This is a genomic window from Kitasatospora sp. NPDC059648, assembly GCF_042734825.1.
Taxonomy (GTDB): domain Bacteria; phylum Actinomycetota; class Actinomycetes; order Streptomycetales; family Streptomycetaceae; genus Kitasatospora.
Genome location: NZ_JBHWDU010000025.1, coordinates 50,725 through 76,573 on the forward strand (window position 1 = coordinate 50,725; position 25,849 = coordinate 76,573).

The window sequence follows — 25,849 nt, forward strand, 5'->3', positions numbered from 1 at the left end:
TCGTGCATGGCAGAGAGCAAGGCCCGGAAGACCGCGACCGAGCCGGCCGCGGAGCAGGTCGTGAAGTCGACCGTGGAGCCGGCCGCGGCGCCGGACGTGAAGCAGGCAGCGAAGCCTCCCGTGAAGCGGGCTGCGAAGGCTGCGAAGCCGACCGTGAAGCCGAGGAAGCCGGAGTCGCACCTGGCGATGGTGCGGCGGGCCCGGCGGATCAACCGCGAGCTGGCGGAGCTGTACCCCTACGCGCACCCGGAGCTGGACTTCGAGAACCCGTTCCAACTGCTGGTGGCCACCGTGCTGTCGGCTCAGACCACCGACCTGCGGGTGAACCAGACCACGCCGGCGCTGTTCGCGAAGTACCCGACGCCCGAGGACATGGCGGCGGCGAACCCGGAGGAGCTGGAGGAGGTCATCCGCCCGACCGGTTTCTTCCGGAACAAGGCGAAGGCGCTGATCGGTCTCTCCACCGCGCTGCGCGACGAGTTCGGCGGTGAGGTCCCCGGCCGGCTGGCCGACCTGGTGACCCTGCCCGGTGTCGGCCGCAAGACCGCCAACGTCGTGCTCGGCAACGCCTTCGGCGTCCCGGGCATCACCGTGGACACCCACTTCGGACGGCTGGCCCGGCGGTTCGGCTGGACCACCGAGGAGGACCCGGTGAAGGTCGAGCTGGCCGTCGCGGAGATCTTCCCGAAGTCGGAGTGGACGATGCTCTCGCACCGCGTGGTCTTCCACGGCCGCCGGATCTGCCACTCCCAGAAGCCCGCCTGCGGCGCCTGCCCGATCGCCCCGCTCTGCCCCGCCTACGGGGAGGGTGAACTGGACCCGGAGAAGGCCCGCAAGCTGCTCAAGTACGAGATGGGCGGTCAGCCCGGCCAGCGGTTGAAGCCGCCGTCGGACTTCCCCGGCGAGGCCGCCGCCCGTGCCGATGCGGCCGCCCACCAGGGCCGGGTCGCGGACCTGGGGGTGGATGCGTGATCAGGGGAGCCATCGAGCGGAGCGGCCTGCCGGGCTGGCTGGAGCCGGTCCGGGACGCGGCCGAGCGGGTGCTGCCGGAGCAGCTGAGCCGCTTCCTGCCGCCGCGCGAGGGCGGCCGGGCGGCGGCCGTGCTGATGCTGTTCGGCGAGGGCCCGGACGGACCGGACCTGCTGCTGATCGAGCGGGCCCGCTCGCTGCGCTCGCACGCCGGCCAGCCGTCGTTCCCGGGCGGTGCGCTGGACCCGGAGGACGGCGACCCGGACGGTCCCGGCCCGATCGCGGCGGCGCTGCGCGAAGCCTGGGAGGAGACCGGGCTGGACCCGGCAGGGGTGCAGGTCTTCGCCGCGCTGCCCCGGCTGTACATCCCGGTGAGCAGCTTCGTGGTGACCCCGGTGCTGGGCTGGTGGCGCGAGGAGTCGCCGGTGCGGCCGGTGGACCAGGGTGAGACCGGCGCGGTGTTCCGGGTGACGATCGCCGACCTCGCCGACCCGGCGAACCGGGTCCGGCTGCGGCACCCGTCCGGGCACATCGGGCCGGCCTTCGCGGTCGCCGGACGGCTGGTCTGGGGGTTCACCGCCGGGGTGATCGACCGGGTGCTGCACCACAGCGGGCTGGAGCTGCCCTGGGACCCGTCCAGGATCGTCGACCTCTCGGACGACGCGCTCGCGCTCGTCCAGGGTGACCTCGAACACTCCCGCGCCCTGCCGGGCGGCGACGCCGGCAGCTCGTGACGGGCCGTCGGCGCGGCACGGTCGCGAAGCGTGGGAGGGTGTCCGGGTGAACGTCCTGGATGTGCTGCTGATCCTCGCCGCTGCCGGATTCGCCGTTTCGGGCTACCGGCAGGGCTTCGTGGTGGGCGTCCTCTCACTCGTCGGCTTCCTCGGCGGCGGCCTGCTGGCCGTCCAGCTGCTGCCGCTGCTGCTCGACCACCTCAGCCCCGGCACCACCGCCTCGGTGGTGGCCGTCGTGGTGGTGATCCTCTGTGCCGCGATCGGCCAGGCGGTCACCGCCCACTTCGGCTGGAAGCTGCGCGGACACATCGACCGCCGCCCGGCCCGGCTGCTGGACGCTTCCGGCGGCGCGGTGGTCAACGTGATCTCGATGCTGCTGGTGGCCTGGCTGATCGGCTCCGCGCTGGCCGGGACGTCCCTGCCGACGGTCTCCAAGCAGGTCCGGACCTCGGCGATCCTCGGCGGAGTCCAGGACGCGCTGCCCGGTGACGCGCCGAACTGGTTCTCCGACTTCTCCAAGGTGCTCGCCCGCAACGGCTTCCCGCAGGTCTTCAACCCCTTCGAGCACGAGCCGATCACCCAGGTCGACACCCCCGACCCAGCGCTGGCCAACAGTCCGGCGGTGGCCAAGGCCCGGCAGAGCCTGGTCAAGGTGGTCGGCACCGCGACCTCCTGCGGCAAGACCCTGGAGGGCAGCGGCTTCGTCTTCGCCCCGCACCGGGTGATGACCAACGCCCACGTGGTGGGCGGCGTCGACGAGCCGACCGTGCAGATCGGCGGCGTCGGCCAGCTCTACGACGCCACGGTGGTCCGCTACGACTGGCAGCGGGACATCGCCGTCCTGGACGTGCCCAAGCTGAACGCGCCCCCGCTGACCTTCGCGGGCGAGGCGCGGACCAACGACAGCGCGATCGTCGCGGGCTTCCCCGAGAACGGCGCCTTCAACGTCCAGCCCGCCCGCATCCGCGGCCGGATCCAGGCCAACGGTCCCGACATCTACCACCGCGGCCAGGTGGTGCGCGACGTGTACTCGGTGCGCTCGCTGGTCCGCCAGGGCAACAGCGGAGGCCCGCTGCTCACCCCGGACGGCCAGGTGTACGGCGTGGTGTTCGCGAAGTCCCTGGACAGCGCCGACACCGGGTACGTGCTGACCTCCGCCGAGGTGCGCGAGGACGCGGCGGCGGGCGGCGGCGCGACCACCAGGGTGGACACCCAGGGCTGCGCGCTCTGACCTCCCGTCCTTTCGCGGGCGGCCGGTGCGGGATCCGTCGAACCGTCAGTCCGCCCTGGTAGCCTCGGCCGCGCTCACCCGTTCGGCTCAACCGGGTTGCCGTCCCGGAGTGAGTCAACGGGAGGTCGTGGCAGTCCGATGATGGGTCATTCACACGCGGTGAGCGGGGCGATGCTGTACGCGGCCTCGGCTCCGTTCCTGCCTCCGCTGCTGCTGCACACCACGCTGCAGCCGGCGGACATACTGATGGGCACGGTGCTGTGCGCGGGCGCGGCGCTGCTGCCGGACCTCGACCACCACGACGGCTCGATCGCCAACTTCCTCGGCCCGGTCTCCAAGGCGCTCTGCCGCTTCGTGGCCTGGGCCTCCGGCGGGCACCGGCACGCCACCCACTCGCTGCTGTTCGTCGCAGTGATGGGCGGCGGCACCTGGGCGGGCGTCACCTTCCTGGGCCGCTACTTCACCCTCTCGGTGACGTTCTTCCTCCTGGCGCTGGCGATCCGCGCGCTGCGGCTCTGCCCGCCGAGCAACGGGCCGGAGGCGTGGATCACCGTCATAGGCCTGGCCGCGCTCGGCACCTTCGGGATGAACACCTGGATGCCCAACTCGCCCGGCTGGCTGCCGTACGCGGTCGGGCTGGGCACGTTGGCACACCTGCTGGGCGACTGCCTGACCAAGAAGGGCGCGCCGCTGCTGTGGCCGCACAAGGAGCGCTACGAGATCGTGCTGATCAAGCGCAGCGGCAACAACGTCGAGACCAAGGTGCTGGTGCCGATCATGTCGGTGGCGACCTTCGTCCTGCTCTGGTTCACGGCGCTGTCGCCGCAGATCGTGAACTGACCGGCTGAGCGGCCGTCGCCCGCGACGGGCTCGACCGGGCCGCCCCTTTCGGGGGTGCCGTCCGGGCGGGAGCCCGCCGGAGCGGCGCGGGGCCTCAGGTCTCGCGCCGCAGTCGTGCGCCCACCCACCGGGCGCGCCGGCCGAGGATGCGCCGGATGCCCATCTGCCGTTGCATCCCGCGCTGACGGCGGTCGAGGCCGTCGAAGCCGAGGTCCTCCCCCCGGTCCGGGCGGTGTGCGGAGCGCTGGGGACTGCTGTGGCGTCGGCCGCGCGGGGCGTCGTCGCGATCGGGCATCCAGGTCATACCGGAATGGATGCCCCTGGGCCGGTGGGAGTAACCGCCCGGACTTGCCGAAACTGTCCTATGCGCTTGTCATATGAGTGCAACTTCAAGGGAGTTGGGTCGTTCGGCCCTTCCCCTCGATCCTCCGAAGGGCTATCCGGTCGTCACTCCTTGTGGCGGCCGACCCAGTCCAGCAGCTCGGCGGTGAACTCCTCCGGCGCCTCCTCGTGCGGAAAGTGCCCCACCCCCGGCATCAGCCGCCAGCGGTACGGCGCCGCCACGTACTCGCCTCCGCCCAGCGCGGTGCGCGACAGCAGCACCGGGTCCAAGGCGCCCTGGACGTGCAGGGTCGGCGCGGTGATCGGCTTCTTCATCCGCCGGGCGAACTGGATGCCGTCCGGGCGCGCCATCGAGCGCAGCAGCCAGCGGTACGGCTCGATCGAGCAGTGCGCGGTGCTGGGGATCTGGATGGCCTGCCGGTACGCGTGCACGGCCGCCTCGTCCAGCTTCTTCGGCCCGGTCCACTCGTCGAGGTAGCGGCCGACCAGCGCGGCGTCGTCGGCGACCAGGCGGCGTTCCGGTATCCACGGCCGCTGGAAGCCCAGCACGTGGTCGAAGGCGGCCACCTGCTTGCGGTCCGTCAGCAGCGCCCGGCGCAGGTCCCGGGGGTGCGCCGCGGAGACCACGGTGAGGCTCTGGATCACCGACGGGCGCATCACCGCCGCCACCCAGGCCAGGGTGCCGCCGGAGGCGTGCCCGACCAGGTGCGCCCGGCGCTCGCCGAGCGAGCGGATCACGCCGGTGATGTCGAGGGCGAGGTTGCCCGGGTCGTACCCGCGCGGGGTGCGGTCGCTGCCGCCGATGCCCCGCAGGTCGAGCGCCACCGCGCGGTACCCGGCCTCGGCCAGCGCGGTCAGCTGGTGGCGCCAGGCCCACCAGTACTCGGGCCAACCGTGCACCAGCAGCACCAGCGGGCCGGAGCCCAGCTCGGTGATGTGGAAACGGGCGCCGTTGGCCGCGAGGTCGCGGTGTGTCCACGGGCCGGGCTGCCGGATGCTCCAGGCCTCGGCGGCGCCGCCGGTGGCGGAACCGGTGCCGGAGTCGGGGCCGGGGTCGGCGGACGGCTGCGCGGTCACGGGCGTCTGGTCAAGCGGCATACCGAGAGCGTGTCACATCCGCGAGCCCGGCACGTGCCCGGCACTCGCTGTCGGTGGGTCGGAGTCCCCTCCCGCGGTTACGGGATGCGGCCCAGACCCCGGTCGATCTCCTCCTGGGTGGCCGGCCGCGGCCGGGCGTTCTTCAGCACCTCGGCGGTCTTCTGGACGCCCTCGATGGTGCGCTCGGGCCTGCTCATCTTCTTGAAGGTGCGCACCGCCACGAAGCCGACCAGCGCCGCGAGGACCACGTGGAGGAAGAACGAGATCGCGAACGACCAGCCCAGCGGCACACCCAGCCAGTGGAAGAAGAAGGCGATCGCGATGCTCGCCATCGGAATGCCGGCCAGGCCGATCACCCCGGCCACGACGAAGAAGATGCTGCCGGCGGCGCCGCGCTTGATGTCCGACTTGATCTCGGCCTTGGCGAGCGCGATCTCGTCGTGGACCAGCGAGGACAGGTCGGCGGTGGCCGCCGCGAACAGCTGCCCCACCGAACGCTCGCCCTCGTAGGGCGCCCGGCCGTTGCTGGACGGGTCTGCGGCTCCTGCGGGCATCAGCGGTTCTCCTCTGCGGCTGTTGCGGCGTGACGCCGTCGCGGTGTGCGGTTTCCGGGGCCGGTGGGGGGTCCGGAGGCGTCAGTGGTGTGTCGACAGCTCAGAATCATGCCCCTACCGGTCAGTCGGATACCACTCCGGGGCCCCGGCGGAGGGACGTGTCCGGGCTTCGGAAGGCGTGCGGGAGCGTCCCGGAGGGCTTCAGTCGTCGGTTCCGAACCCCTCGCCGGGCAGGCGCCGTGACGGCTCGGTGGTCGGCGTCGGGCCGGTGGGTGTGTCGGTGGTCGGCGTCGGGCCGGTGGTCGGCCCTGCGCTGGTGGCCGGCGTCGCGCCGGCGGCCCGGGTCTGCCAGGCCGGGTCGTCCTGCTGGTAGACGTCCGGCACGCCGTCGCCGTCCACGTCCCGGTCCTCCTCCTCCCACAGCGCGCGGTAGTGCCGGTTGCGCAACTTGAGCAGCACGGTGGCGACCGTCGCGCAGAGCAGCGAGCCGACCAGCACGGCCGTCTTGGAGCGGTCGGCGAGCGCCAGGTCGTGCGGGAAGGCCAGTTCGCTGATCAGCAGCGAGACGGTGAAGCCGATTCCGGCGAGCACCGAGACGGCGAACATGTCGGCCCACTTGAGCTGTGGGTTCAGCTCGGCCCGGGTGAACCGGGCGGCCAGCCAGGTGCCGCCGAATATGCCCACCGTCTTGCCGACCAGCAGCCCGGTCACGATGCCGAGCGGGGTGGCCTGGGTGAACACCTCGCGCAGGGCCGGGACGGAGATCGTCACCCCGGCCGCGAACAGCGCGAACACCGGGACGGCCACCCCAGCCGAGAGCGGGCGGACCAGGTGCTCGATGTGCTCGCCAGGGGAGTGCTTCTCGTCGCCCTCCCGGTAGCAGCGCAGCATCAGGCCCATCGCGACGCCCGCCACCGTGGCGTGGATGCCGCTCTCGTGCATCAGCGCCCAGACCACGACGGCCAGAGGCACGAACAGGTACCAGCCCTTCACCCCGCGCCGGTGCAGGAACCAGAACAGCGCCAGGCCCGCGAAGGCCAGGCCGAGCGCCCAGAACTTGATCCCGGAGCTGTAGAAGATCGCGATGATCAGGATCGCGACCAGGTCGTCCACCACGGCCAGGGTGAGCAGGAAGGCGCGCAGCGCCGAGGGCAGGTGGCTGCCGACCACGGCCAGCACACCGAGGGCGAAGGCGATGTCGGTGGCGGTCGGGATGGCCCAGCCGCCGAGGTGGCCGCCGCTGCCGGAGTTCACCAGCGCGAACAGGATCGCGGGCAAGGCGACGCCGCAGACGGCGGCGACCACCGGCAGCAGAGCGGCGCTCGGGGTGCGCAGCTCGCCCGCGACGAACTCGCGCTTGAGTTCGATGCCGGCCACGAAGAAGAAGACCGTCAGCAGGCCGTCCTTGGCCCAGGTGGCCAGGGTGAGGTCGAGGTGGAGCGGGGCCGACGGGCCGATCCGGTAGTCGAGTACGCTCTCGTACGCGTGCGGCCAGACGTTGGCCCATATCAGGGCGACCACGGCGGCGGCCAGCAGCAGCACGCCGCCGACCGTCTCTGTGCGCAGCGCGTTGGTGATGAAGGTGCGCTCGGGCAGTGACAGCCGGCCGAGGAACTGCCGGCGGGTCGTCGGCTCGTGGACGGGCGGCTGGTCGGCCACGCGGGACCTCCTGGGGCTGGGAGCGGCACGGATGCACGGGTGGTGCAGTTGCCGACCAGACTTCCCGGCGCGCCCTGTGACGCCCGCGAATCCTGTTCAAGGATCTTGATGCGTCTTTAACAGTCTAACGAGACTTTCGGGTGACATCGGGATTGTCCTGTTAAAGGACTTAAGCCCTGCAGGCCGGTTCTGCACTCCCGAGGAGCAGCGGACCGGCACTCGAACGGCCCGGGCCGAGTGCGATCGGGTGAACGTCTTCCTGTCGTCGGACACAGGCGCCCCCGGGGCCGCCCGGTCCGAGGGCACGGTCGGGGGCGCGCGGTGTCCGCGGCGACGGGCGGCCGTCCCCGGATGGCCGCCGAGCGGCCGATCGCTCTGCTCCACCGGGCCGCCCGCACCTCGCTGACCTCGGACAGGGCCGAGGAGCCGGTGTTCCACGCCAGGTCGATCCGGGGACGCAGCGCCTTCGTCGACTTCGGCTCACGGGCCCGGGGCGGGCTGGCGGCGCTGGTCGGCGCGGCGCCGCGCCGGAGGCACGGTCGGGGCCCGGACTGGGGTGCGGGCATCGTGCGGGCACCGCGGGCGGGGCTTCGTCCAGGTCGCGTACGAGCCCACGAGCCCCTGTGCACCCTGGCCGCAGTCGCGCAGTCGCGCAGTCGCGCAGTCGCGCAGTCGCGCAGTACGAGCCGTCGACCGGCCGCTAGGGGCGCTGCTGGCGTTGTGCGGGTGGGCCGGGCGCGGCGGCGGCCGCAGGGGCGTGACCCCCTTGTGCGGGCACGACCACGGGGCCTCGGGCGGTGAACACCACCCGGGGCCCCGTCACGGATTCAGCGCGCCGTGCCCGCCACGCGCTCCGCCGTCAGCGCCGCACTCAGCCGTTGTCGCCGTTCGGCGGCAGCTGGGCCTGGATCTGGCTCATCACCGTGCTGTCGGCGAGGGTGGTGGTGTCACCGACCTCGCGGCCCTCGGCGATGTCGCGCAGCAGGCGGCGCATGATCTTGCCGGAGCGGGTCTTCGGCAGCTCGCCGACCACCTTGATCTGCTTCGGCTTGGCGATCGGGCCGAGCGTGCGGCCGACGTGCGCCCGCAGCTCCTCGACCAGCTCGGGGCTCTCGGTGACGCCTCCGCGCAGGATCACGAAGGCGACGATGGCCTGGCCGGTGGTGACGTCGGTGGCGCCGACCACCGCGGACTCGGCCACGGACGGGTGGCCGACCAGGGCGGACTCGACCTCGGTGGTGGAGATGTTGTGGCCCGAGACCAGCATGACGTCGTCCACCCGGCCGAGCAGCCAGATGTCGCCGTCCTCGTCCTTCTTGGCACCGTCACCGGCGAAGTAGCGGCCCTGGAACCGCGACCAGTAGGTGTCGATGTAGCGCTGGTCGTCGCCCCAGATGGTGCGGAGCATGGACGGCCACGGCTCGGTGAGCACCAGGTAGCCGCCGGACCCGTTGGGGACCTCGTTGGCCTCGTCGTCGACCACGGTGGCCGCGATGCCCGGCAGGGCGCGCTGGGCCGAGCCCGGCTTGGTCTCGGTGACACCCGGCAGCGGGCTGATCATGATGGCGCCGGTTTCGGTCTGCCACCAGGTGTCCACGATCGGACACCTGCCGCCGCCGATGTGCTCGCGGTACCAGACCCACGCCTCGGGGTTGATCGGCTCGCCGACGCTGCCCAGCACCCGCAGCGAGGACAGGTCGAACTTCGCGGGGATGTCGTCGCCCCACTTCATGAAGGTGCGGATCGCGGTCGGAGCGGTGTAGAGGATCGTCACGCCGTACTTCTGGACGATCTCCCAGAAGCGGCCCTGGTGCGGGGTGTCCGGGGTGCCCTCGTAGATGACCTGGGTGGCGCCGTTGGAGAGCGGGCCGTAGACGATGTACGAGTGGCCGGTGACCCAGCCGATGTCGGCGGTGCACCAGTAGACGTCGGTCTCCGGCTTGAGGTCGAAGACCGCGTGGTGGGTGTAGCTGGCCTGGGTGAGGTAGCCGCCGGAGGTGTGCAGGATGCCCTTGGGCTTACCGGTGGTGCCCGAGGTGTAGAGGATGAACAGCGGGTGCTCGGCCTCGTGCGCCTCGGGGGTGTGCTCGGTGGACTGGCGCGCGGTGATCTCGTGCCACCAGACGTCGCGGCCCTCGGTCCAGGGGATCCCCTGCTCGGTGCGGCGGATCACCAGGACGTGCTCGACGCCTTCGACCTTGGTGAGCGCCTCGTCGATGGCCGGCTTGAGGGCGGAGGGCTTGCCGCGCCGGTAGCCGCCGTCGGCGGTGATGACGAGCTTGGCCTGGGCGTCCTGGATGCGGGAGGCGACGGCGTCGGCGGAGAAGCCGCCGAAGACCACCGAGTGGGTGGCGCCGATCCGGGCGCAGGCGAGCATCGCGACGACCGCCTCGGCGATCATCGGCAGGTAGACCGCCACCCGGTCGCCCTTGCGGACGCCGAGCTCCAGCAGCGCGTTGGCGGCCTGCGACACCTCGTCCTTGAGCTGGGCGTAGGTGATCGAGCGGCTGTCGCCGGGCTCGCCCTCGAAGTGGATGGCGACCCGGTCGCCGAGGCCGTTCTCGACGTGGCGGTCGACGCAGTTGTAGGCCACGTTGAGCTTGCCGTCGGCGAACCACTTGGCGAAGGGCGGGTTGGACCAGTCGAGCGTCTCGGTCGGCTCGACGGCCCAGCTGAGGCGGCGGGCCTGCTCGGCCCAGAAGCCCAGCCGGTCCTCGGAGGCCTGGGCGTACGCGGCAGCGGTGACGTTGGCGGCCGCGGTGAGCTCTGTCGGCGGGGCGAAACGCCGCTCCTCCTTGAGCAGGTTGGCCAGGCTCTCGTTGCTCAACGCGCACTCCTCATCGAGTCATGATCTCGGGCGATCCCGTGCGTGGGGATTGTCCCGTGTGTCCCAGCGCACAAGCTCACCAGGCAAACGGGTCAGTTGACAAGAGGCTCCCTGGAATTGGTGTAGACCTGTGACCGAAGATCGAACGACCGGCCGCGCGGTCCGCCGCGCGGGGCGGCAGACCGTGCGGCGGCCGGTGGGCCCGCGCCCCGGCCCGCCCGGCGGGGACACGGGCCCGGCTCTCAGGCGGCAAGCTGGGGGCCCTCCTCGCTGTCGGAGGCCGGAACCCGGCCATCCTTCCTAACCCGTTCGGCCGATTCCCCGTCAGGGAGACCATCCGGCCCGGCCCCGGCGCAGGCCTCGGTGCGGGTCTCGGTACGCGCCTCGGTGCGGGCCTCGACCGGGCTGAACGTCCCGGCAGCGCGGTCGAGGACGTAGGCCTGGGCGGTGGCGAAGTCGAAGTACATCCCGACCAAGCGCAGGCTGCCCTCCTCGACCCGGCGCTCCACCGCCGGATTAGCCATCAGCTGGTCCAACTGCTGCACCACGTTGGTGATGCAGAGCTGCTCAACGAGATCCACCACCGGCCGGTCGGTGAACTCGGCCGGGACCCGTCGCAGCCGGTCCAGCGAGCCGCGGCCGTTGCGCAGCCAGCGGGTCAGCGGGGTGGGTGATCCGCTGCGCTCGTGCACCCCCTCCAGCAGGGCCTTCATCGCGCCGCAGCCGGAGTGGCCGCAGACCGTGATCGAGCGCACCTCCAGCACCTCGACCGCGTACTGCACCGCGGCGGCCACCGAGTCGTCGGCCGCGCCGGGCTCGAACGGGGCTGGCACCAGGTTGCCCACGTTCCGGACGGCGAACAGGTCGCCCGGGCCGCTGTTGGTGATCATGCTGGTCACCATCCGGGAGTCCGAGCAGGTCAGGAAGAGCTGGGAGGGCGTCTGCCCCTCCCGCGCCAGCCGGGCGAGTTCGGGCCTGATCAGCGGAGCGGTGTGCTCCTGGAACACCCGGACGCCGTCCAGCAGCCAGCTGTGCGGGTCCTCCTGCTGCTCGATGCAGCGGTGGCCTACCCAGGGCGTCCAGGCCCGGCAGCGGTGCGGGCCCGGCGAACTGCCCGTACGGACCGTGCCGTCGGGATCGAGCACCTCGTCGTCCTGGCGTCGCGTCACCAGCGAGACCCGCCCGCCCGCGGCCTGGTGCCCCGTCCGCCAGCCGTGCAGCGTCTCGTACGCGGCGTGGTCCAGGAAGGAGCCGTCGTGCACCACGGTGACCTCGGTGGCCACGGGGATCCCGGCCAGCGCCCGGCTCAGCCGGGGGACGGCCGTGAAGGTGAGCGGCCCGTGGGTCTGGACGGTGACCGAGCCGTCGGGGCCGGTCTCGACGTCCACATGGGCGCGGGTCAGCCGGTAGAGCGCGAGCAGTACAGCGGTGGCGGCGCCGAGGCCGACGCCCCACAGCACGCCGAAGGCGACCACGGTGAGCATGGTGGTCAGGTAGACCGGGAACTCGCGGTGCCGGTGGACGTTGCGGATGTGCGCGAAGCTCACCATCTGCAGCCCGACCACCAGTACCAGCGCGGCCAGGGCTGCCAGCGGGATCCGGCGCAGCCCGCCGGCCAGCGCCAGCGCGGCCGCGAGCACCCAGACGCCGTGCAGCACGGAGGCCCACCGGGTCTGCCCGCCGGCCCGCACGTTGGCGGTGCTGCGCACGGCGCCACCGGCGATCGGCAGTCCGCCGATCAGCCCGCTGACCATGTTGGCGAGGCCCTGCCCACGCAGCTCGCGGTCGAGGTCACCGGTGCGCTGGGACATCCGGTCCACCGCCACGGCGGACAGCAGCGACTCGACGCTCGCGACGGCGGTGACGGTGAGGACGGCGGCGAGCACCCCGGCGAGCGAGCCGTGCGGCAGCGTGGGCACGAGCGATTGCGGCTGCCAGGCGGGAAGTTCGATGTGGGCGAGTCGCAGGTCCAGGGTGAGGGCGAGCGTGGTGGCGACGGCCACGGCGGCCAGCGGGCCGGGCACCTTGGTCAGACGGGCGCCGAACTCGCCCGCGCGGCCGGGGAGTCGGTCGAGCCGGGGCCAGCCCAGCAGCACGGCCACGGTCACCGTGCCGGCCAGCACCGCCGGCGGGTGCGGGCCCGCCAACTGCCCCGGAAGCGCCAGGAGGTTGGCGATCGCCGAGCTCTCCGGGGAGCCGCCGAGGACGACGTGCAGCTGCGCGATGGCGATGGTGAGCCCGACTCCGGCCAGCATGCCGTGCACGATCGCGGGCGAGACGGCGAGCGCCGTCCGGGCCACCCGGCGTGCTCCGAGGAGGAGTTGGAGCAGCCCGGCGGCGACGGTGACGGCGCAGGTGGCCCGCCAGCCGTACTGAGCGATCAGCCCGGCGGTGATCACGGTCAGCGCGGCCGAGGGACCGCTGACCATCAGCTGGGTTCCGCCGGACAGCCCGACCACGATGCCGCCCACGGCTGCGGCGGCCAGGCCGGCGGTGAGCGGGGCGCCGGTGGCGAGCGCGATGCCGAGGGAGAACGGCACGGCGATCAGGACGACCACCAGGGAGGCGGAGAGGTCGTGGGCCCAGCGGGCCCGGGGGCCGGGGGTCGGTGGCGCGTGGTCGGTGGTGTCGGAGGCGATGGGGGCACTGGAGATGTCGAGGGTCATGGTCTTCCCGTCTGTCCGGGGGAACGAACGCAGTCAGGTCCGGTGGTGAGTACGGGGTCGGGCCCCGGGGCGGATCGGCTGTCGTGGGTCGCGACGGTGTGGCGGGATGGCGTGGGCACGGCGGGGAGTGTGGGTGTCACCGGCCGGCGTCGACCATCTGACCCGCCGAGCGCCAGGGCGAGGTGCGGGATGTCTCGCCGAGGGCCGTGGGGGCGGGCTGTCAAGACTCGGTAAACCGAGGGTAATGAAAGCTTTGCATGGCGTCGTTCCCGGAGGGAAGCGGGAAATCCCCGGTTCACCCCATTGGGTGGTGATCGAACTGACGGGAATCCGCTGGTGGGTGGCCTGGCGTCGATACGGCGGACGGGCCGCGGGCTCCCCTGGGTGGAGGGGAGGCCGCGGCCCGTCCGGTCGGTGGCCCGCTTCTTCGCGCCGGGATCAGGCGGTGGCTCCCGCCGGGGCGGCGGGCGCGCCGTCGGTCGCGAACTCGCCCGGGAATCCGCCGAGCACGAAGCCCTCGTCCACCTGGCTCGTGAGGTCGATGCCGACCTTGGCGTTGGCCCAGCTCTCCGCGTTGCGCCGGTGGAAGAGCACGGCCTGTTCGGTGTAGCGGCGCGCGTCGCGCAGCCCGTACGCCGCCTCGGCCTCGGTCCGCAGCTCCTCCAGTACGGCCCGGTTGGCCGGCTCCAGTGACCTCAGCGGCGGCTCGGCACCCTGCTCCAGCCGGCGCACCCAGTCCGACTGCCCGAAGGTGGTGAGCAGGTCGTCGCCGACTTCGCGGCGCAGGAACGCCGCGTCGTCCGGGCCCTGCACCTTGTTGCCGATCACCCGCAGCTGGACGCCGAAGTCCCGCGCGTAGTCCTTGTACTGGCGGTAGACCGAGACGCCCTTGCGCGTCGGTTCGGCCACCAGGAAGGTCAGGTCGAAGCGGGTGAACAGGCCGGAGGCGAAGGAGTCCGAACCGGCCGTCATGTCGGTGACCAGGTACTCGTCCGGGCCGTCCAGCAGGTGGTTGAGCAGCAGCTCCACCGCGCCGACCTTGGAGTGGTAGCAGGCCACCCCGAGGTCCTCCTCGGTGAACGCGCCGGTGGCCAGCAGTCGGACCGAGCCCTCGTCCAGTGCGATCGGGCGGGCGCACGCGGCGTAGACCGGGTTCTCCTCGACGATCCGCAGCAGGCGCGAACCGCGGCCGGGCGGCGTGGTTTTGATCATCTCGTCTGCCGAGCGGATCAGCGGGTTGCTGCCGCGCAGGTACTCCTTGATCTCCGGCAGGTGCCCGCCGAGCGGGGGCAGTTCGGCCGCCTGGGCATCGGTCAGGCCGAGGGCGGGACCCAGGTGCTGGTTGATGTCGGCGTCGACGGCGATGACCGGCCTGCCGATGGCGGCCAGGTGGCGGATGAACAGTGCGGACAGCGTGGTCTTCCCGCTGCCGCCCTTGCCGACGAAGGCGATCTTCATCTGGGGCTCCGGCTCTCGCTCTGGGCCCTGGGGCGGGCCGCGGTGCTCAGGGCGCGTGCGGGGGCGCCCCTAATTGGAAATCGTTATCGTCTCCGATAGTGGCCATGCTAGCGGGGGTTTGCGCCCTGCCGGGGGAGGGAAGTGAGGATTGCCTCGAACGGGTGATGCGGGGTTGCTGTTCCGGGAGGGGCGGCCTGTTCATTACTCTCGGGTAGGTGAGCACTGGAACAGATCCCCTCGCCCCGCTGGCCCAGCTCCCCGGGGTGCCCGACGCCGTGGCCGAGGTGCGCAAGGCCGTCGACCGGCTCTACGGCCACCGGGTGATGCGCCGCCGGGCGGCCGAGGTCACCTCCGAGTCCGCGCTGCGCGGCGCCCGCGCGTCGGCGGCGGTGGCCGGGGCCGACTGGCCGCTGGAGGAGGTGCGGCGCCGCACCGACTTCAGTCTGGACGCCGAGGCCCGCACGGTCGGCGCGGCCCTGCGGATCGCCGCCGAGGCGGGGCAGCTGCTGAGCGTCTGGCGGCACTCGCCGCTGCAGGTGCTGGCTCGGCTGCACCTGCTCGCGCTCGGCGACGCGGACTCGGCTGCCGGTCGGCCGCGCCGGGCGGGGGAGCGCGCCGAGGAGCTGTTCCCGCTGGCGCTCGCGCCGGTGGAGAGCGTCCAGGTCGACGCCGGGGTGGGGCCGCTGCCGGTGCTGCCGGCCGCCCCGGACGCGGAGGAGGTCGCGGCCCGGCTGGACCAGCTCTCCCGGCTGCTGGTGGCCCGCGCGGAGGGGCACGGCATGGGCACGCCGGCCCTGGTGGTCGCCGCGGTGGTGCACGGCGAGCTGCTCGCCCTGCGGCCGTTCGGCACCCACAACGGGCTGATCGCGCGGGCCGCCCAGCGGATCGTGCTGATCGCCGAGGGCCTCGACCCGAAGGCGATCTGCCCCGCCGAGGTCGGCCTGGCCGAGCTGGGCACCGACGCCTACCGCCGCGCCCTGGCGGGCTACCTGGCGGGCACGCCCGAGGGGATGGCGGCCTGGATCGAGCACTGCGGGCGGGCGCTGCGGCTCGGCGTGCGGGAGAGCACGGCGGTCTGCGAGGCGATGCAGCGCGGCATGGTCTGAGCGGCCCGGCCGTCCTCGCCCGAGCCCGGCGCTGCGGGCGTCGCCGGCCTCGCGAACGCGAAGATGCGGCGGCACCTGGTCCTGCTGGGTGCCGCCGCTGGTGCAGATACCGGGTGACCAAGCATGCACCGGAAGTGCCGATCAGACGGGGATCCTGCCCGTTCGTCTGGTCCGGCGGCCCGACAGCGGGTCGGCTGCATGTGGGTGCTCGGTTATCTGTACACGCGGTCCGTGGGGCCTGAACTGCGTTGTCGGTTTGACCTCTTCGGTCCTGACCGGGTCTCGCGGGCCGTGCTTCATTTGTATCGCGTTTCGGCCGAAAGGGGAACCCGAAACGAGAAGTCTGTGCCGATTGCCCGTTTCGGTGGCTTTCGTTCCGGATCACGGCTGCCGTCGGGAACCCCGGCCGGTGGGTCGGCGCCGGCGCGCCAGGTACCAGATGACCCCGGCGGTCACCGCGGCCGTCCCGATCGCCACCGCGGTCAGCACCGAGCCGCTCGGCGCGGAGAACTCGGGCAGTCGCCGTCGCAGTTGCACCGGCCGGTCGAAGACCAGCACCGGCCACTCCCGGGCCTGAGCCTCCTTGCGCAGCGCCCGGTCGGGGTTGACGGCCGAGGGGTGGCCGACCGCCTCCAGCAGCGGCAGGTCGGTCGAGGAGTCGCTGTAGGCGTAGGACGCGGCCAGGTCGTAGCCCTCCGCCTCGGCCAACTCGCGGATGGCCGCGGCCTTGTTCTCGGCGTAGGCGTAGTACTCGATCTCGCCGGTGTAGCAGCCGTCCTCGACTTTGAGCCGGGTCGCGATCACGTGGTCGGCGCCGAGCAGTGCACCGATCGGTTCGACCACCTCGGAGCCGGAGCTGCTGACGATCACCACGTCCCGGCCGGCCGCGTGGTGCTGTTCGATCAGCGAGGCGGCCTCGTCGTAGATGATCGGGTCGATCAGGTTGTGCAGGGTCTCGGCGACGATCTCACGGACCTGCTGGACGTTCCAACCCCGGGTGAGCGCGGAGAGGTACTGGCGCATCTTCTCCATCTGGTCGTGGTCCGCGCCGCCGACCAGGAAGACGAACTGGGCGTACGCACTGCGCAGTACGGCCCGACGGTTGATCAGGCCGCCCTGGTAGAAGGGGCGGCTGAAGGCCAGCGCGCTCGACTTGGCGATGATGGTCTTGTCGAGGTCGAAGAAGGCGGCCGTGCGCGGCCCGTTCGGCCGGGGGCGGGCGGGGGTGGTCGGCTCGTCGGGCCCGGTGGGGCCGCCCGGGGACTCGTCGGCGTGATCGTCGGCGTTCTCGGTGGTGTCCACGGGAACCGAGGATAGAGGGAGCCACAAAACACCCCGCCATTCGGTGTACTCGTGGGCGTGCGGGTTTGTGTTTCTGGCCGCTCGGGTACACCATGGAAGTCACGGATCGTTCGCGACCGTGCTAACCCGGTCCGGCTCCTCCCCCCCGAGTCGGGCTGTGGATAGACGACCCCCGCTCTCCCCCCCGGCGGGGGTCGTCGCACGTCCGGGGCCATTTTCAGGGCTTGAAAGCCCTTCGCGGCAGCTTGCGCGAAGCCACGTCGACGGTGTGCAGGGCGTGTCGACAGCTCCGTCCGTCCACCACCTTTCGTCACCCTGCGTCGTCGTTTGCTCATGGTGGGCACGGCGCGCGCGGCCGGACCCGATCCGTACCGGCGGCCGCTCCGAGAGGGTGCGGAGGAGCCGCCGCGCGGGTGCCGGGAAGGCAGCCGGGCGGGGGCCGACGGAGGGCCGGTTCATCTCCGTTACCCCCATTCGTCAATTCTTCGCCGAATAGCCCCCCGCCCGGGTGAACGTTTTCATCCACAGCCCCCGAGTTATCCACAGGCAATCGGAACGTGGATGACGGAATCCTGATCTCCCCCCACCGTGATGGTCGGCGGCGGTCGCCGGGCAGGGCCTCATCCCCCTTCTTCGAGAGGTCCGCTCGGCGGCCGTCCGTCGGAACCGTCCGACGTGCGTCGTGGCCTCCCTGGTGGCCCGCGGCGCAGAGGGGAGAACACCATGTCGACGCCGATCGCCGACCACGTCACCGCTGGAGGCCCCGCGCCCGCCGCGCCGCTCGTCGTCACCGCGGACGAGGGCCTGGCCGAGCACCTGCTGCGGCTCTGTGCGGCGGCGGGCACCGAGCCCAGGCTGGTCAGGGGCGCGCCGCCGCCGCGCGAGCTGTGGGAGGCCGCCCCGCTGGTCCTGGTCGGGGACGACCAGGCGGAGCGCTGCGCCGGGCTGGGCAGGCGCACCGGGGTGCTGCTGCTGGGGCTGGACCTCGACGATCCCGGGGTGTGGGTCAGAGCCGTCCAACTGGGCGCCGAGCACGTGCTGTTCCTGCCCGACGCCGAGGCCTGGCTGCTGGACCGGATCGCGGACGCGGCCGAGGGCGTCGGTTCGCCGGCGGTCACCGTCGCCGTGCTCGGCGGCCGGGGCGGGGCCGGAGCCTCGACGCTGGCCTGCGCCCTCGCGGTCACGGCCGCCCGGACGGGGCGGCGGACGATGCTCCTCGACGGTGATCCGCTGGGCGGGGGCCTGGACGTCCTGCTCGGCGGGGAGGCGGTGCGCGGGCTGCGCTGGCCCGACCTGGCCGGCGCGCGCGGGCGGGTCAGCGGGGCCGAGCTGGCCCGGGCGCTGCCGTCCCTCAAGCGGCTCTCCGCGCTGTCCTGCCTGTCCTGGGACCGCGGCGACACCCTGGCGGTGCCGCCGGAGGCCATGCGCAGCGTGCTGGCCGCCGCCCGGCGGCGCGGCGGACTGGTGGTGGTCGACGTGCCGCGCCATCTCGACGCGGCCGCCGGGCAGGCGCTGCAGCAGTCCGACCTGGCGCTGCTGGTGGTCCCGGCCGAGTTGCGCGCGGTGGCGGCCGCCGACCGGGTCGCGGCGGCGGCCCGGATGCGGCTCGGGGACGTCCGGGCCGTGGTCCGGCCGATGCGGGCCGGCGGGCTCCCCGCGCACCGGATCGCCCGCGGGCTGCGGCTGGAGCTGGCCGGGGAGTTGGAGCCGGAGCCGGGGCTGGCCGAGGACGTCGAGAAGGGCGTCCCGCCCGGCATGCGGGACGGCGGTCCGCTCGTGCGCTTCTGCGCGACCTTCCTGAACGAAGTGCTGCCGCCGGTGTCGGCGGTCGGAGGAGGTGTGTACTGATGGTCCGTCTGCGCAGAACAGGCCTTCGGAGCGGTGCCCCGGGCCCGGGCGACGGTGCGCGGGAGCACCGGCCGCTCAGGAGCGTGCCGCTCAGGAGTGTGCCGCCGCCCGGCGGGTCGCCGGCGGCCGAACACGGGCCCTGTCCGTACGGCCGGACGGCCCGCGAGGAGCGGACGGCGGAGCTGGTGGACGCGGTGCGGCTGCGGCTCGCCGAGTCGGGAGCCGCCCCGACGGCGGGATCGGTCGCGGCCGTGCTGCGGGCCACCCGGCCGCCGCTCGGCGGGGACGAAGTGCTGGACACCGTGCGCTCGCTGCGTGCCGAACTGGTGGGTGCGGGCCCGCTGGAGCGGCTGCTGGCAGCGCCGGACGTCACGGACGTCCTGGTGAACGGCCCGGAGGAGGTGTGGGTCGACCGTGGCGGCGGCCTGCACCGAGCCACCGGAATCCGGTTCGCCGACGCCGAGGCGGTGCGGCGGCTGGCCCACCGGCTGGCCACCGCGGCCGGGCGGCGCCTGGACGACGCCCGGCCCTGGGTGGACGCCCGGCTGCCGGACGGCACCAGGCTGCACGCGGTGCTGCCGCCGATCGCGGCCGGCTGCACGCACATCTCGCTGCGGGTGTGCCGGCCCCGGCCGTTCACGCTCGACGAGCTGACGGCGGGCGGGGCGCTGCCGCCGGAGGGTGCCGAGCTGCTGGCCGGCATCGTGCGGGCTCGGCTGTCGCTGCTGGTCTCCGGTGGGACGGGCTCGGGCAAGACGACGCTGCTCGCGGCGCTGCTCGGCCTGGTCGGGCCGGACGAACGGATCGTGGTCGCCGAGGACTCCGCCGAGCTGCGGCCGGACCATCCGCACGTCGTCCGGCTGCAGAGCCGACCGCCGAACCAGGAGGGGCTGGGCGAGTTCACCCTGCGGGACCTCGTCCGGCAGGCGCTGCGGATGCGGCCGGACCGGCTGGTGATCGGCGAGGTCCGCGGGGCCGAGGTGTCGGACCTGCTGGCCGCGCTGAACACCGGGCACGAAGGCGGCTGCGGGACCGTCCATGCGAACACCGCGGCGGACGTGCCGGTCCGGCTGGAGGCGCTGGGCTCGCTCGCCGGGCTCGACCGGCCGGCGCTGCACAGCCAACTGCGCGCCGCGCTGGACGTGGTGGTGCACCTGGTGCGGGATCCGGACTCGGGGCGCCGCCGGGTGGCGGAGATCCACACCCTGGCCGGGGACCGCGACGGGCTGGCCGTGACCACTCCGGCGGTGCGGTTTCCCGCGGCGGGCGGCTTGGCACCCGGGGCGGGCTGGGAGCGGCTGGTCGGGCTCCTGGCCGCGCGCGGGGTGGTGCTCGGGGCGGGGGCGCCATGAGTGCGGCGGTGGCAGCGGTGTCGGCGCTGGTCACGTCGATGTCGACGGCGTCCGTGTCGATGGCGTCGGCAGCCCAGGCGGAACGGGAGCTGCGGTTGGTCGAGATCGGTTTCGTGCTGCTGCTGGCCGCGTGTGCGACGGCCGCCGTGGTGCTGCTCTGGTCGTGCGGCCGGAAGGAGCGATGACGTGGAGGTGAGCGATATGTCGGAAAGTCAGGTTGCGCTCGGTTGGGTGACGGTGCTCTGCCTGCTGGCTGTCGTCGGGTGGCGTGCCGTCCAGGAGCAGCTGCCGGGCGGGCGGCGCTCCAGGCTGGTCCTGGCGGGCAGTGGGCCTCCGGCCTGCGGGCCGGATCCACAGGCGGCGCGCTGGTGGTGGGCTCGCCTGCCGGAGCTGATGGCGCCCGAACTGCTGATCCTGCCGGTGGGGTTGGCCTTCGGGCGAACCACCGCCTCACCGGTGCCGGTGCTCGCCGCCGTACTGGCCGTCCTGCCGCTGCGGCGGTGGCGGCTGCGGCGGCGCCTGGCTCTGGAGGCCGGACAGCGGGCCGCGGCGGTGGTGGAGCTCTGCGCCGCGCTGGCGGGGGAGTTGCGCAGCGGCGCGACGCCGGAGCAGGCGCTGCACCTGGTCACCGTGCGGCTCGCCGCGGAGCCGGACGGGCTGCGCCGGCTGGGCGCCGAACCGGTGGCCCGGCTGGCGGCGGGCCGCTACGGCGGGGACGTTCCCGCCGCGCTCCAGCTGCTGGCCGAACTGCCCGGCGGCAGCGGGGCGGCGGCGATCGCGGCCTGTTGGCGGGTCGCCTCCGACGGCGGATCGGGGCTGGCCGCCGCGCTGGACCGGGTCGCTGAGGCGCTGCGCGGCGAGCGGGCCCTGGCGGAGGAGATCTCCGGCGAGCTTGCCGGGCCGCGGACGACGATCGCCGTTCTGGCCGCCCTGCCGGGTGCGGGCCTGTTCCTGGGCAGCGGGCTCGGGGCCCGCCCGCTGGAGGTCCTGCTGCACACCTCGGCCGGGCTGGGCTGCCTCGTGGCGGGCGCGGCCCTGGAGGGGCTGGGGGTGCTCTGGACGGCCCGCATTGTCCGGGCGGCGGCGCGGGGCGCGCTGGAGGCCCCGCGAGGCGCTGACGGGCCGGGCGGCGGCGGAGGTGGAAGCCGAGGACTCCTGCGGGCGCGGGCACGGGCCCGGATGCGGGCGCTCGGTGCCGGAGCGGGGGCGGCGTGATGGGGGGCCTCGGATGGATGTTGGCCGGGCCCGTGGTCGCGGTGGCGGTGACCTCGGCGTCCATGGCGGTGGGGTCGGTGCGGCGCACCGCCGAGCGGCGGGCGTTCGCCTGGGTGTCCGAACGGGAAGTGGAGCGACGGCGAACGGGCCCGAGAGGTCCGGGTATCGGGCCAGGGCGGCGATTGGTCTCGGCGGTCGGTGCCGGGCTGGCGGTGGTGGTGCTGGTCGGGGGCGTGGTCGGTGTCGTGGTCGGGGTGCTGGCAGCGACGGGAGTCCACCGGTGGTCGGCCCGGGCCCGCTCGCCGACGGATCGCCGGGCGGCGCTGGAGGAAGAGCTGCTGATCAGGCAACTCCCGCTCAGTGCAGAACTGCTGGCGGCCTGTCTCGGGTCGGCGGCGCTGCCCTCGGTGGCGGTGTCGGCGGTGGGCCGGAGTGTGGGCGCGCCGCTGGGGCCGAGGCTGGTGGCGATCGGGGCCGAACTGGCCCTGGGGGCACCGCCGGAGCTGTGCTGGACCAGGCTGGGCGAACAGCACCCCGCACTGGCTCCGCTGGCGCGCTGCCTGGTCCGGACGAGCCGCGGCGGGGCTCCGGCCGCCGGTCCGCTGATCGGACTGGCCCAGGCGCAGCGGACGGCGGCCGCCCGGGCGGCCCATACCCGGGTCCGCCGGGCGGCGGTGCTCGCCACCGCGCCGCTCGGGCTGTGCTTCCTCCCGGCCTTCGTGCTGATCGGGGTGGTGCCGGTGGTGATCGGCCTCACCAGCCGTTTCGCCCAGTCGATGTGAGTGGTGGCCGGCTAGCGAACGGCCGGAACGAATCCGAACGAATCCGAACGAACTGAAATGAACCGGAAGAAGATTCCTGACAGGAGAGTAACGATGGCTGCAGTGCTGATGATCAAGGACGGGACCGGGCAGTCGCTCCGACAGTTGCCCGGGGTGCAGCGACGGAGGGGGCGCGGGGCAGAGGCCCGGGTGCGTAGGGCGGTCCGGCGCCGGGGCAGGTCGGACGCCGGAATGACCACCGCCGAATACGCGGTGGGAACCCTGGGGGCGTGTGCCCTCGCGGCCGGGCTCTACAAGGTGGTGACCAGCACGGCCATCACCGGGGCGCTGACCGAGATGCTGGAACGGGCACTCCATGCGACGTAGGGGCAGGCCGAGGCCTCATGCTGTGCCCGCTCCCCGGGCGGCCGACGGGAGTTGCGGGAGCTCGGCGGCGGTGCGGCGCCAAGGGGTGCGGCTGACGCGGTCGGTGCGGTCGGTGCGGCGTGGGGACGGTGGCTTCGTCACGGCGGAGACGGCGGTGGTGCTGCCGGCGCTCGTCCTGCTCGCGGCGATGCTGATCTGGGGGGTGCTCGCGGCGGCCGCGCAGATCACCTGCGTGGACGCGGCCCGGATCGGTGCCAGGGCGGCCGCGCGCGGGGAGACGGACGCCGTCGAACTCGCCCGCGCGGCGGCCCCGCCGGGAGCACGGGTGCGGTTGGCGGTCGCACCGGACACGGTGCGGGTCGACGTGGACGCCCCGTGCGCGGCGCCGGGGCGGCTGGCCGGTCTGCTCGCGGTGCGGGTCGGCGCGATGGCCGTGGCCGCCAGGGAGGACGTACTGGGCGGCACTACGGAGGGAGGCGGAGGCCCGTGGCCCGCCTGAGCGGTCCCCGGCGGGCGGTGGAGCGGCTGGCGCGGGTCCGTACGGTGTGGGTCCGTACCGTGCGGGTTCGTACCGTTCGGATCCGCACCGCTCGGGCCGCTGCCGCCGGCCGGCGCGGGTACGGGTCGGACGCGGGCTCGGCGACGGTCTGGCTGTTGACCCTGGCGATGCTGGGCACGGTGGTCTTCGCCGCGACGATCGCGGTCGGTGCGGTGGTGGCCGCCCGGCACCGGGCCGAGTCGGCCGCCGACCTGGCGGCCCTCGCGGCAGCGGACCGGCTGCTGCTGGACCCCGACGGCGGCTGCGGTCGGGCCACCGGGATCGCCGCGACGCAGGGCGCCGCTCTGGTGTCCTGCGCGGTGGACCGGTCGGCGGACGCCGTCGAGGTGGTGGCCGAGGTGCCGGTCGGCGGGCTCCCGCTGCGGCTGCCGGTCGGTCCGGCGCGGGCGAGGGCCCGGGCCGGACCGGTTCGGGCTCCGGTCACCGCGGCCGAGGACGGTGCCGCTGCTGGAGCCGGTGCTGCCGCCAGTGCCGGCGGCGGTCCGGGCGCCACGAGCGGTGCGGCGGTGGTGTCATGAAGCGGCCGGCGCGCCACCGTCCGCCGCGGAGCCGGCCTCCGGCGCCCCGGCCAGCAGGACGTCCAGCAGCCGGACGGCTGCCGCCTTGTCCAGCGGGTCGTTCCCGTTGCCGCACTTGGGCGACTGGACGCAGGACGGGCAGCCGCGCTCGCACTCGCAGGAGGCGATCGCGGCGCGGGTGGCGGTCAGCCACGGGACGGCCCGCTGGAAGCCGCGCTCGGCGAAGCCGGCCCCGCCCGGGTGGCCGTCGTAGACGAACACCGTGGGCAGTCCGGTGTCGGGGTGCAGCGGGACGGAGACGCCGCCGATGTCCCACCGGTCGCAGGTGGCGAACAGCGGCAGCAGGCCGATCGAGGCGTGTTCGGCGGCATGGGCGGCGCCGGGCAGCCGGTCGAGCGGGAGGTCCGCGTCGAGCAGTTGGTCCTCGGTGACGGTCCACCAGACCGCGCGGGTGCGCAGGGTGCGGGGAGGGAGGTCGAGCTTGCTCTCGCCCATGATCTCCCCGGTGGAGATCCGCTTGCGGAGGTAGCCGACCACCTGGTTGACCACCTCCACCGAACCGAAGCTGAGCCGGCCCTCGCCCCACTCGACGGTGGTGTCGGTGTCGAGGACGGAGATGGAGGTGATGTCACGGGCGGCCGTCGTGTACGGCGGGTCGGCCGGCTCGACCAGGGCGACCGAGTCCGCCAGGTCGAGCTCCCGGACCAGGTAGGTGCGGCCCTGGTGGAGGTGGACGGCCCCGGTGTGCACGGTGGTGTGGGCGGCCGCGGCGTCCACCGTGCCGAGCAGCCGGCCGGTGTCGGCCTCGACGATCTGCACCGGGCTGCCGCCGCTGCCGCGCAGGTCGACGGCGTCGGCGGCGCGCTCCCGGCGGGTCCAGTACCAGGAGCCGTCGGCGCGCCGGCGCAGCAGACCGCGTCGCTCCAGCACCGGCAGCAGCGGGGCGGTGGAGGGCCCGAACAGCTCCAGGTCGGTGTCGGTGAGCGGGAGTTCGGCCGCCGCCGCGCACAGGTGCGGAGCCAGCACGTGCGGGTTGTCGGGGTCGAGCACGGTGGCCTCGACGGGCGTCGCGAACAGCGCCTCCGGGTGGTGCACCAGGTAGGTGTCCAGCGGGTCGTCCCGGGCGATCAGGACGGCCAGCGCGCCCTGGGCTTCACGGCCCGCCCGGCCCGCCTGCTGCCAGAGCGAGGCCCGGGTGCCGGGGTAGCCGGCCATCAGGACGGCGTCGAGTCCGGAGATGTCGACGCCGAGTTCGAGAGCGGAGGTGGAGGCGAGCCCGAGCAGCCGGCCGGAGTGCAGGTCCCGCTCCAGGGCACGGCGTTCGTCGGCGAGGTAGCCGCCGCGGTAGGCGGCCACCCGCTCGGCGAGCGGCCGGCCGAGCTGGTCCTGGGCCTGCAGGGCGACGAGTTCGGCGGCTCTGCGGGAGCGGACGAACACGACGGTCCGGGTCTGCCGTTCGACCAGGTCGGTCAGCAGGTGCGCGGCCTCGGCGGTGGCGGTGCGGCGCACCGGGGCACCGTGCTCACCGACGTTCTCGGTCAGCGGCGGCTCCCAGAGACCGAAGACCATCGGCCCGCGCGGCGAGGCGTCCTCGGTGACGGCCACGGCGGGCAGGCCGGTCAGCCGTCGGGCCGTCACGGCCGGGTCAGCGGTGGTGGCGGAGGCGAGCAGGAAGGTGGGTGACGAACCGTAACGGGCGCAGATGCGTCGCAGCCGTCGCAGCACCTGGGCGACGTGCGAGCCGAACACGCCCCGGTAGCTGTGGCACTCGTCGATGACCACGTAGCGCAGCACCTTGAGGAAGGACGACCAGCGGGCGTGCGCGGGCAGGATGCCCCGGTGCAGCATGTCCGGGTTGGTGAGCACGTAGGAGGCGTACTGGCGGACCCACTCGCGCTCCTCGGGCGGGGTGTCGCCGTCGTACAGGGCGGCACGGACCCTCGGCGGGGCGAGTTCGGCGGCGCGGCGGCGCTGGTCGGCGGCCAACGCCTTGGTCGGGGCCAGGTAGAGCGCGGTGGCGCCGCGGCCATTGCGGGCCTCGGTGCCCTCCAGCAGGTCGCTGAGCACGGGCGCCAGATAGCCCAGCGACTTGCCCGAGGCGGTGCCTGTGGCGATGACCACAGTCTGGCCGCTTTTGGCCAGGTTCATCGCTTCTGCCTGGTGCGCCCAGGGCTGTTCCACTCCCACGTCCCGGGCCGAGGTGACGATCTCCGGCCGGATCGAGTCGGGCCACGGGGAATAACGCGCAGGTCGAGCGGGAAGGTGCTCCGTATGGGTGAGCCGATCGGCCCGCCCCCGACCGGTGGACAGGGTCGTGAGCAGTGCCTCGGGCAGGCTGTGTCGGGGCGGCATGAGGACCCAGTGTGTCACCGGCGTGACGGAGAATCGTCGTAAGCCATCGTGCGGGCATGGTCGCAGGTGGT

At 73.6% G+C, this 25,849-nt stretch carries 22 protein-coding genes; 13 read left to right on the forward strand and 9 right to left on the reverse strand.

Annotated features, from left to right (window positions below; all coding sequences use genetic code 11):
- Window positions 1-6: 6 nt before the first annotated feature.
- From nth to ACFV1W_RS17535, 4 genes are all read left to right on the forward strand, one after another.
- The gene (gene nth, locus ACFV1W_RS17520; RefSeq protein ID WP_380417445.1) at window positions 7-972 is read left to right on the forward strand and encodes an endonuclease III; all 966 of its coding nucleotides are present in this window, start codon (window positions 7-9) and stop codon (window positions 970-972) included.
- The gene (locus tag ACFV1W_RS17525) at window positions 972-1,703 is read left to right on the forward strand and encodes an NUDIX hydrolase (protein WP_380417506.1); all 732 of its coding nucleotides are present in this window, start codon (window positions 972-974) and stop codon (window positions 1,701-1,703) included. Before nth ends, ACFV1W_RS17525 begins: the two co-directional genes overlap by 1 nt.
- A gap of 46 nt (window positions 1,704-1,749) precedes the next feature.
- Window positions 1,750-2,934, forward strand: coding sequence for a MarP family serine protease (locus ACFV1W_RS17530; protein WP_380417447.1), 1,185 nt, complete (start codon window positions 1,750-1,752; stop codon window positions 2,932-2,934).
- 141 nt (window positions 2,935-3,075) lie between these two features.
- Window positions 3,076-3,774 (forward strand): metal-dependent hydrolase, encoded by a 699-nt coding sequence (locus ACFV1W_RS17535; protein ID WP_380417508.1) that lies wholly within the window; start codon window positions 3,076-3,078, stop codon window positions 3,772-3,774.
- A 94-nt stretch (window positions 3,775-3,868) separates the two neighbouring features.
- Here the strand turns inward: ACFV1W_RS17535 and ACFV1W_RS17540 are convergent, their stop codons facing one another.
- The 7 genes from ACFV1W_RS17540 to ACFV1W_RS17570 form a co-directional block, all read right to left on the reverse strand.
- Window positions 3,869-4,078: a hypothetical protein gene (locus tag ACFV1W_RS17540; RefSeq protein WP_380417449.1), complete on the reverse strand. Its 210-nt coding sequence runs from the start codon at window positions 4,076-4,078 to the stop codon at window positions 3,869-3,871.
- Window positions 4,079-4,221: 143 nt separating this feature from the next.
- On the reverse strand, window positions 4,222-5,214 hold the full coding sequence (locus ACFV1W_RS17545; protein WP_380417451.1) for an alpha/beta fold hydrolase: 993 nt from the start codon (window positions 5,212-5,214) through the stop codon (window positions 4,222-4,224).
- A gap of 77 nt (window positions 5,215-5,291) precedes the next feature.
- Window positions 5,292-5,768 (reverse strand): phage holin family protein, encoded by a 477-nt coding sequence (locus ACFV1W_RS17550; protein WP_380417452.1) that lies wholly within the window; start codon window positions 5,766-5,768, stop codon window positions 5,292-5,294.
- A 201-nt stretch (window positions 5,769-5,969) separates the two neighbouring features.
- Window positions 5,970-7,427: a Na+/H+ antiporter NhaA gene (gene nhaA, locus ACFV1W_RS17555; protein ID WP_380417454.1), complete on the reverse strand. Its 1,458-nt coding sequence runs from the start codon at window positions 7,425-7,427 to the stop codon at window positions 5,970-5,972.
- An 871-nt stretch (window positions 7,428-8,298) separates the two neighbouring features.
- Window positions 8,299-10,254 (reverse strand): acetate--CoA ligase, encoded by a 1,956-nt coding sequence (gene acs, locus ACFV1W_RS17560; protein ID WP_380417456.1) that lies wholly within the window; start codon window positions 10,252-10,254, stop codon window positions 8,299-8,301.
- 242 nt (window positions 10,255-10,496) lie between these two features.
- Window positions 10,497-12,920, reverse strand: coding sequence for a SulP family inorganic anion transporter (locus ACFV1W_RS17565; protein ID WP_380417458.1), 2,424 nt, complete (start codon window positions 12,918-12,920; stop codon window positions 10,497-10,499).
- 438 nt (window positions 12,921-13,358) lie between these two features.
- Window positions 13,359-14,378, reverse strand: coding sequence for an ATP-binding protein (locus ACFV1W_RS17570; RefSeq protein ID WP_380417460.1), 1,020 nt, complete (start codon window positions 14,376-14,378; stop codon window positions 13,359-13,361).
- A gap of 215 nt (window positions 14,379-14,593) precedes the next feature.
- Between ACFV1W_RS17570 and ACFV1W_RS17575 the strand changes: the two genes are divergently transcribed.
- Complete coding sequence (locus ACFV1W_RS17575) at window positions 14,594-15,484, forward strand: oxidoreductase (protein ID WP_380417462.1); 891 nt, start codon at window positions 14,594-14,596, stop codon at window positions 15,482-15,484.
- A 381-nt stretch (window positions 15,485-15,865) separates the two neighbouring features.
- Here ACFV1W_RS17575 and ACFV1W_RS17580 read toward each other — a convergent pair whose 3' ends face one another.
- The gene (locus ACFV1W_RS17580; protein ID WP_380417464.1) at window positions 15,866-16,786 is read right to left on the reverse strand and encodes an HAD family hydrolase; all 921 of its coding nucleotides are present in this window, start codon (window positions 16,784-16,786) and stop codon (window positions 15,866-15,868) included.
- Between the two features lie 723 nt (window positions 16,787-17,509).
- On the opposite strand from ACFV1W_RS17580, the gene ssd reads away from it, so the two are divergent.
- The 8 genes from ssd (at window position 17,510) to ACFV1W_RS17620 (ending at window position 23,426) form a co-directional block, all read left to right on the forward strand.
- Window positions 17,510-18,634, forward strand: coding sequence for a septum site-determining protein Ssd (gene ssd, locus ACFV1W_RS17585; protein ID WP_380417466.1), 1,125 nt, complete (start codon window positions 17,510-17,512; stop codon window positions 18,632-18,634).
- Between the two features lie 83 nt (window positions 18,635-18,717).
- Complete coding sequence (locus tag ACFV1W_RS17590) at window positions 18,718-19,986, forward strand: TadA family conjugal transfer-associated ATPase (protein ID WP_380417468.1); 1,269 nt, start codon at window positions 18,718-18,720, stop codon at window positions 19,984-19,986.
- A complete protein-coding gene (locus ACFV1W_RS17595; protein WP_380417470.1) occupies window positions 19,983-20,171 on the forward strand; it encodes a hypothetical protein in 189 nt (62 codons plus the stop codon). Before ACFV1W_RS17590 ends, ACFV1W_RS17595 begins: the two co-directional genes overlap by 4 nt.
- Before the next feature lie 16 nt (window positions 20,172-20,187).
- On the forward strand, window positions 20,188-21,201 hold the full coding sequence (locus tag ACFV1W_RS17600; protein ID WP_380417472.1) for a type II secretion system F family protein: 1,014 nt from the start codon (window positions 20,188-20,190) through the stop codon (window positions 21,199-21,201).
- A gap of 182 nt (window positions 21,202-21,383) precedes the next feature.
- Window positions 21,384-21,983 carry a type II secretion system F family protein gene (locus tag ACFV1W_RS17605; protein ID WP_380417474.1) on the forward strand — a complete coding sequence of 200 codons (600 nt, stop codon included), beginning with the start codon at window positions 21,384-21,386 and terminating at the stop codon, window positions 21,981-21,983.
- A 108-nt stretch (window positions 21,984-22,091) separates the two neighbouring features.
- The gene (locus tag ACFV1W_RS17610; protein WP_380417510.1) at window positions 22,092-22,349 is read left to right on the forward strand and encodes a DUF4244 domain-containing protein; all 258 of its coding nucleotides are present in this window, start codon (window positions 22,092-22,094) and stop codon (window positions 22,347-22,349) included.
- Window positions 22,350-22,461: 112 nt separating this feature from the next.
- Window positions 22,462-22,848: a TadE family type IV pilus minor pilin gene (locus ACFV1W_RS17615; protein WP_380417475.1), complete on the forward strand. Its 387-nt coding sequence runs from the start codon at window positions 22,462-22,464 to the stop codon at window positions 22,846-22,848.
- On the forward strand, window positions 22,836-23,426 hold the full coding sequence (locus tag ACFV1W_RS17620) for an Rv3654c family TadE-like protein (RefSeq protein ID WP_380417477.1): 591 nt from the start codon (window positions 22,836-22,838) through the stop codon (window positions 23,424-23,426). Before ACFV1W_RS17615 ends, ACFV1W_RS17620 begins: the two co-directional genes overlap by 13 nt.
- On the opposite strand, the gene ACFV1W_RS17625 is transcribed toward ACFV1W_RS17620, so the two are convergent.
- Entirely contained in the window at window positions 23,421-25,778 is a 2,358-nt protein-coding gene (locus tag ACFV1W_RS17625) for a DEAD/DEAH box helicase (protein WP_380417479.1), read from the reverse strand. The genes ACFV1W_RS17620 and ACFV1W_RS17625 overlap by 6 nt on opposite strands.
- Window positions 25,779-25,849: the final 71 nt, after the last annotated feature.

What these genes read in the sequence shown, in the direction of transcription:
- ACFV1W_RS17540 (WP_380417449.1), bottom strand. Translation starts at nt 4,078, where the DNA reads ATGACCTGGATGCCCGATCGCGACGACGCCCCGCGCGGCCGACGCCAC.
- ACFV1W_RS17565 (WP_380417458.1), bottom strand. Translation starts at nt 12,920, where the DNA reads ATGACCCTCGACATCTCCAGTGCCCCCATCGCCTCCGACACCACCGAC.
- nth (WP_380417445.1), top strand. Translation starts at nt 7, where the DNA reads ATGGCAGAGAGCAAGGCCCGGAAGACCGCGACCGAGCCGGCCGCGGAG.
- ACFV1W_RS17550 (WP_380417452.1), bottom strand. Translation starts at nt 5,768, where the DNA reads ATGCCCGCAGGAGCCGCAGACCCGTCCAGCAACGGCCGGGCGCCCTAC.
- ACFV1W_RS17610 (WP_380417510.1), top strand. Translation starts at nt 22,092, where the DNA reads ATGATCAAGGACGGGACCGGGCAGTCGCTCCGACAGTTGCCCGGGGTG.
- ACFV1W_RS17545 (WP_380417451.1), bottom strand. Translation starts at nt 5,214, where the DNA reads ATGCCGCTTGACCAGACGCCCGTGACCGCGCAGCCGTCCGCCGACCCC.
- ACFV1W_RS17570 (WP_380417460.1), bottom strand. Translation starts at nt 14,378, where the DNA reads ATGAAGATCGCCTTCGTCGGCAAGGGCGGCAGCGGGAAGACCACGCTG.
- ACFV1W_RS17625 (WP_380417479.1), bottom strand. Translation starts at nt 25,778, where the DNA reads ATGCCGCCCCGACACAGCCTGCCCGAGGCACTGCTCACGACCCTGTCC.
- ACFV1W_RS17595 (WP_380417470.1), top strand. Translation starts at nt 19,983, where the DNA reads ATGAGTGCGGCGGTGGCAGCGGTGTCGGCGCTGGTCACGTCGATGTCG.
- ACFV1W_RS17600 (WP_380417472.1), top strand. Translation starts at nt 20,188, where the DNA reads ATGTCGGAAAGTCAGGTTGCGCTCGGTTGGGTGACGGTGCTCTGCCTG.
- ACFV1W_RS17535 (WP_380417508.1), top strand. Translation starts at nt 3,076, where the DNA reads ATGGGTCATTCACACGCGGTGAGCGGGGCGATGCTGTACGCGGCCTCG.
- ssd (WP_380417466.1), top strand. Translation starts at nt 17,510, where the DNA reads ATGTCGACGCCGATCGCCGACCACGTCACCGCTGGAGGCCCCGCGCCC.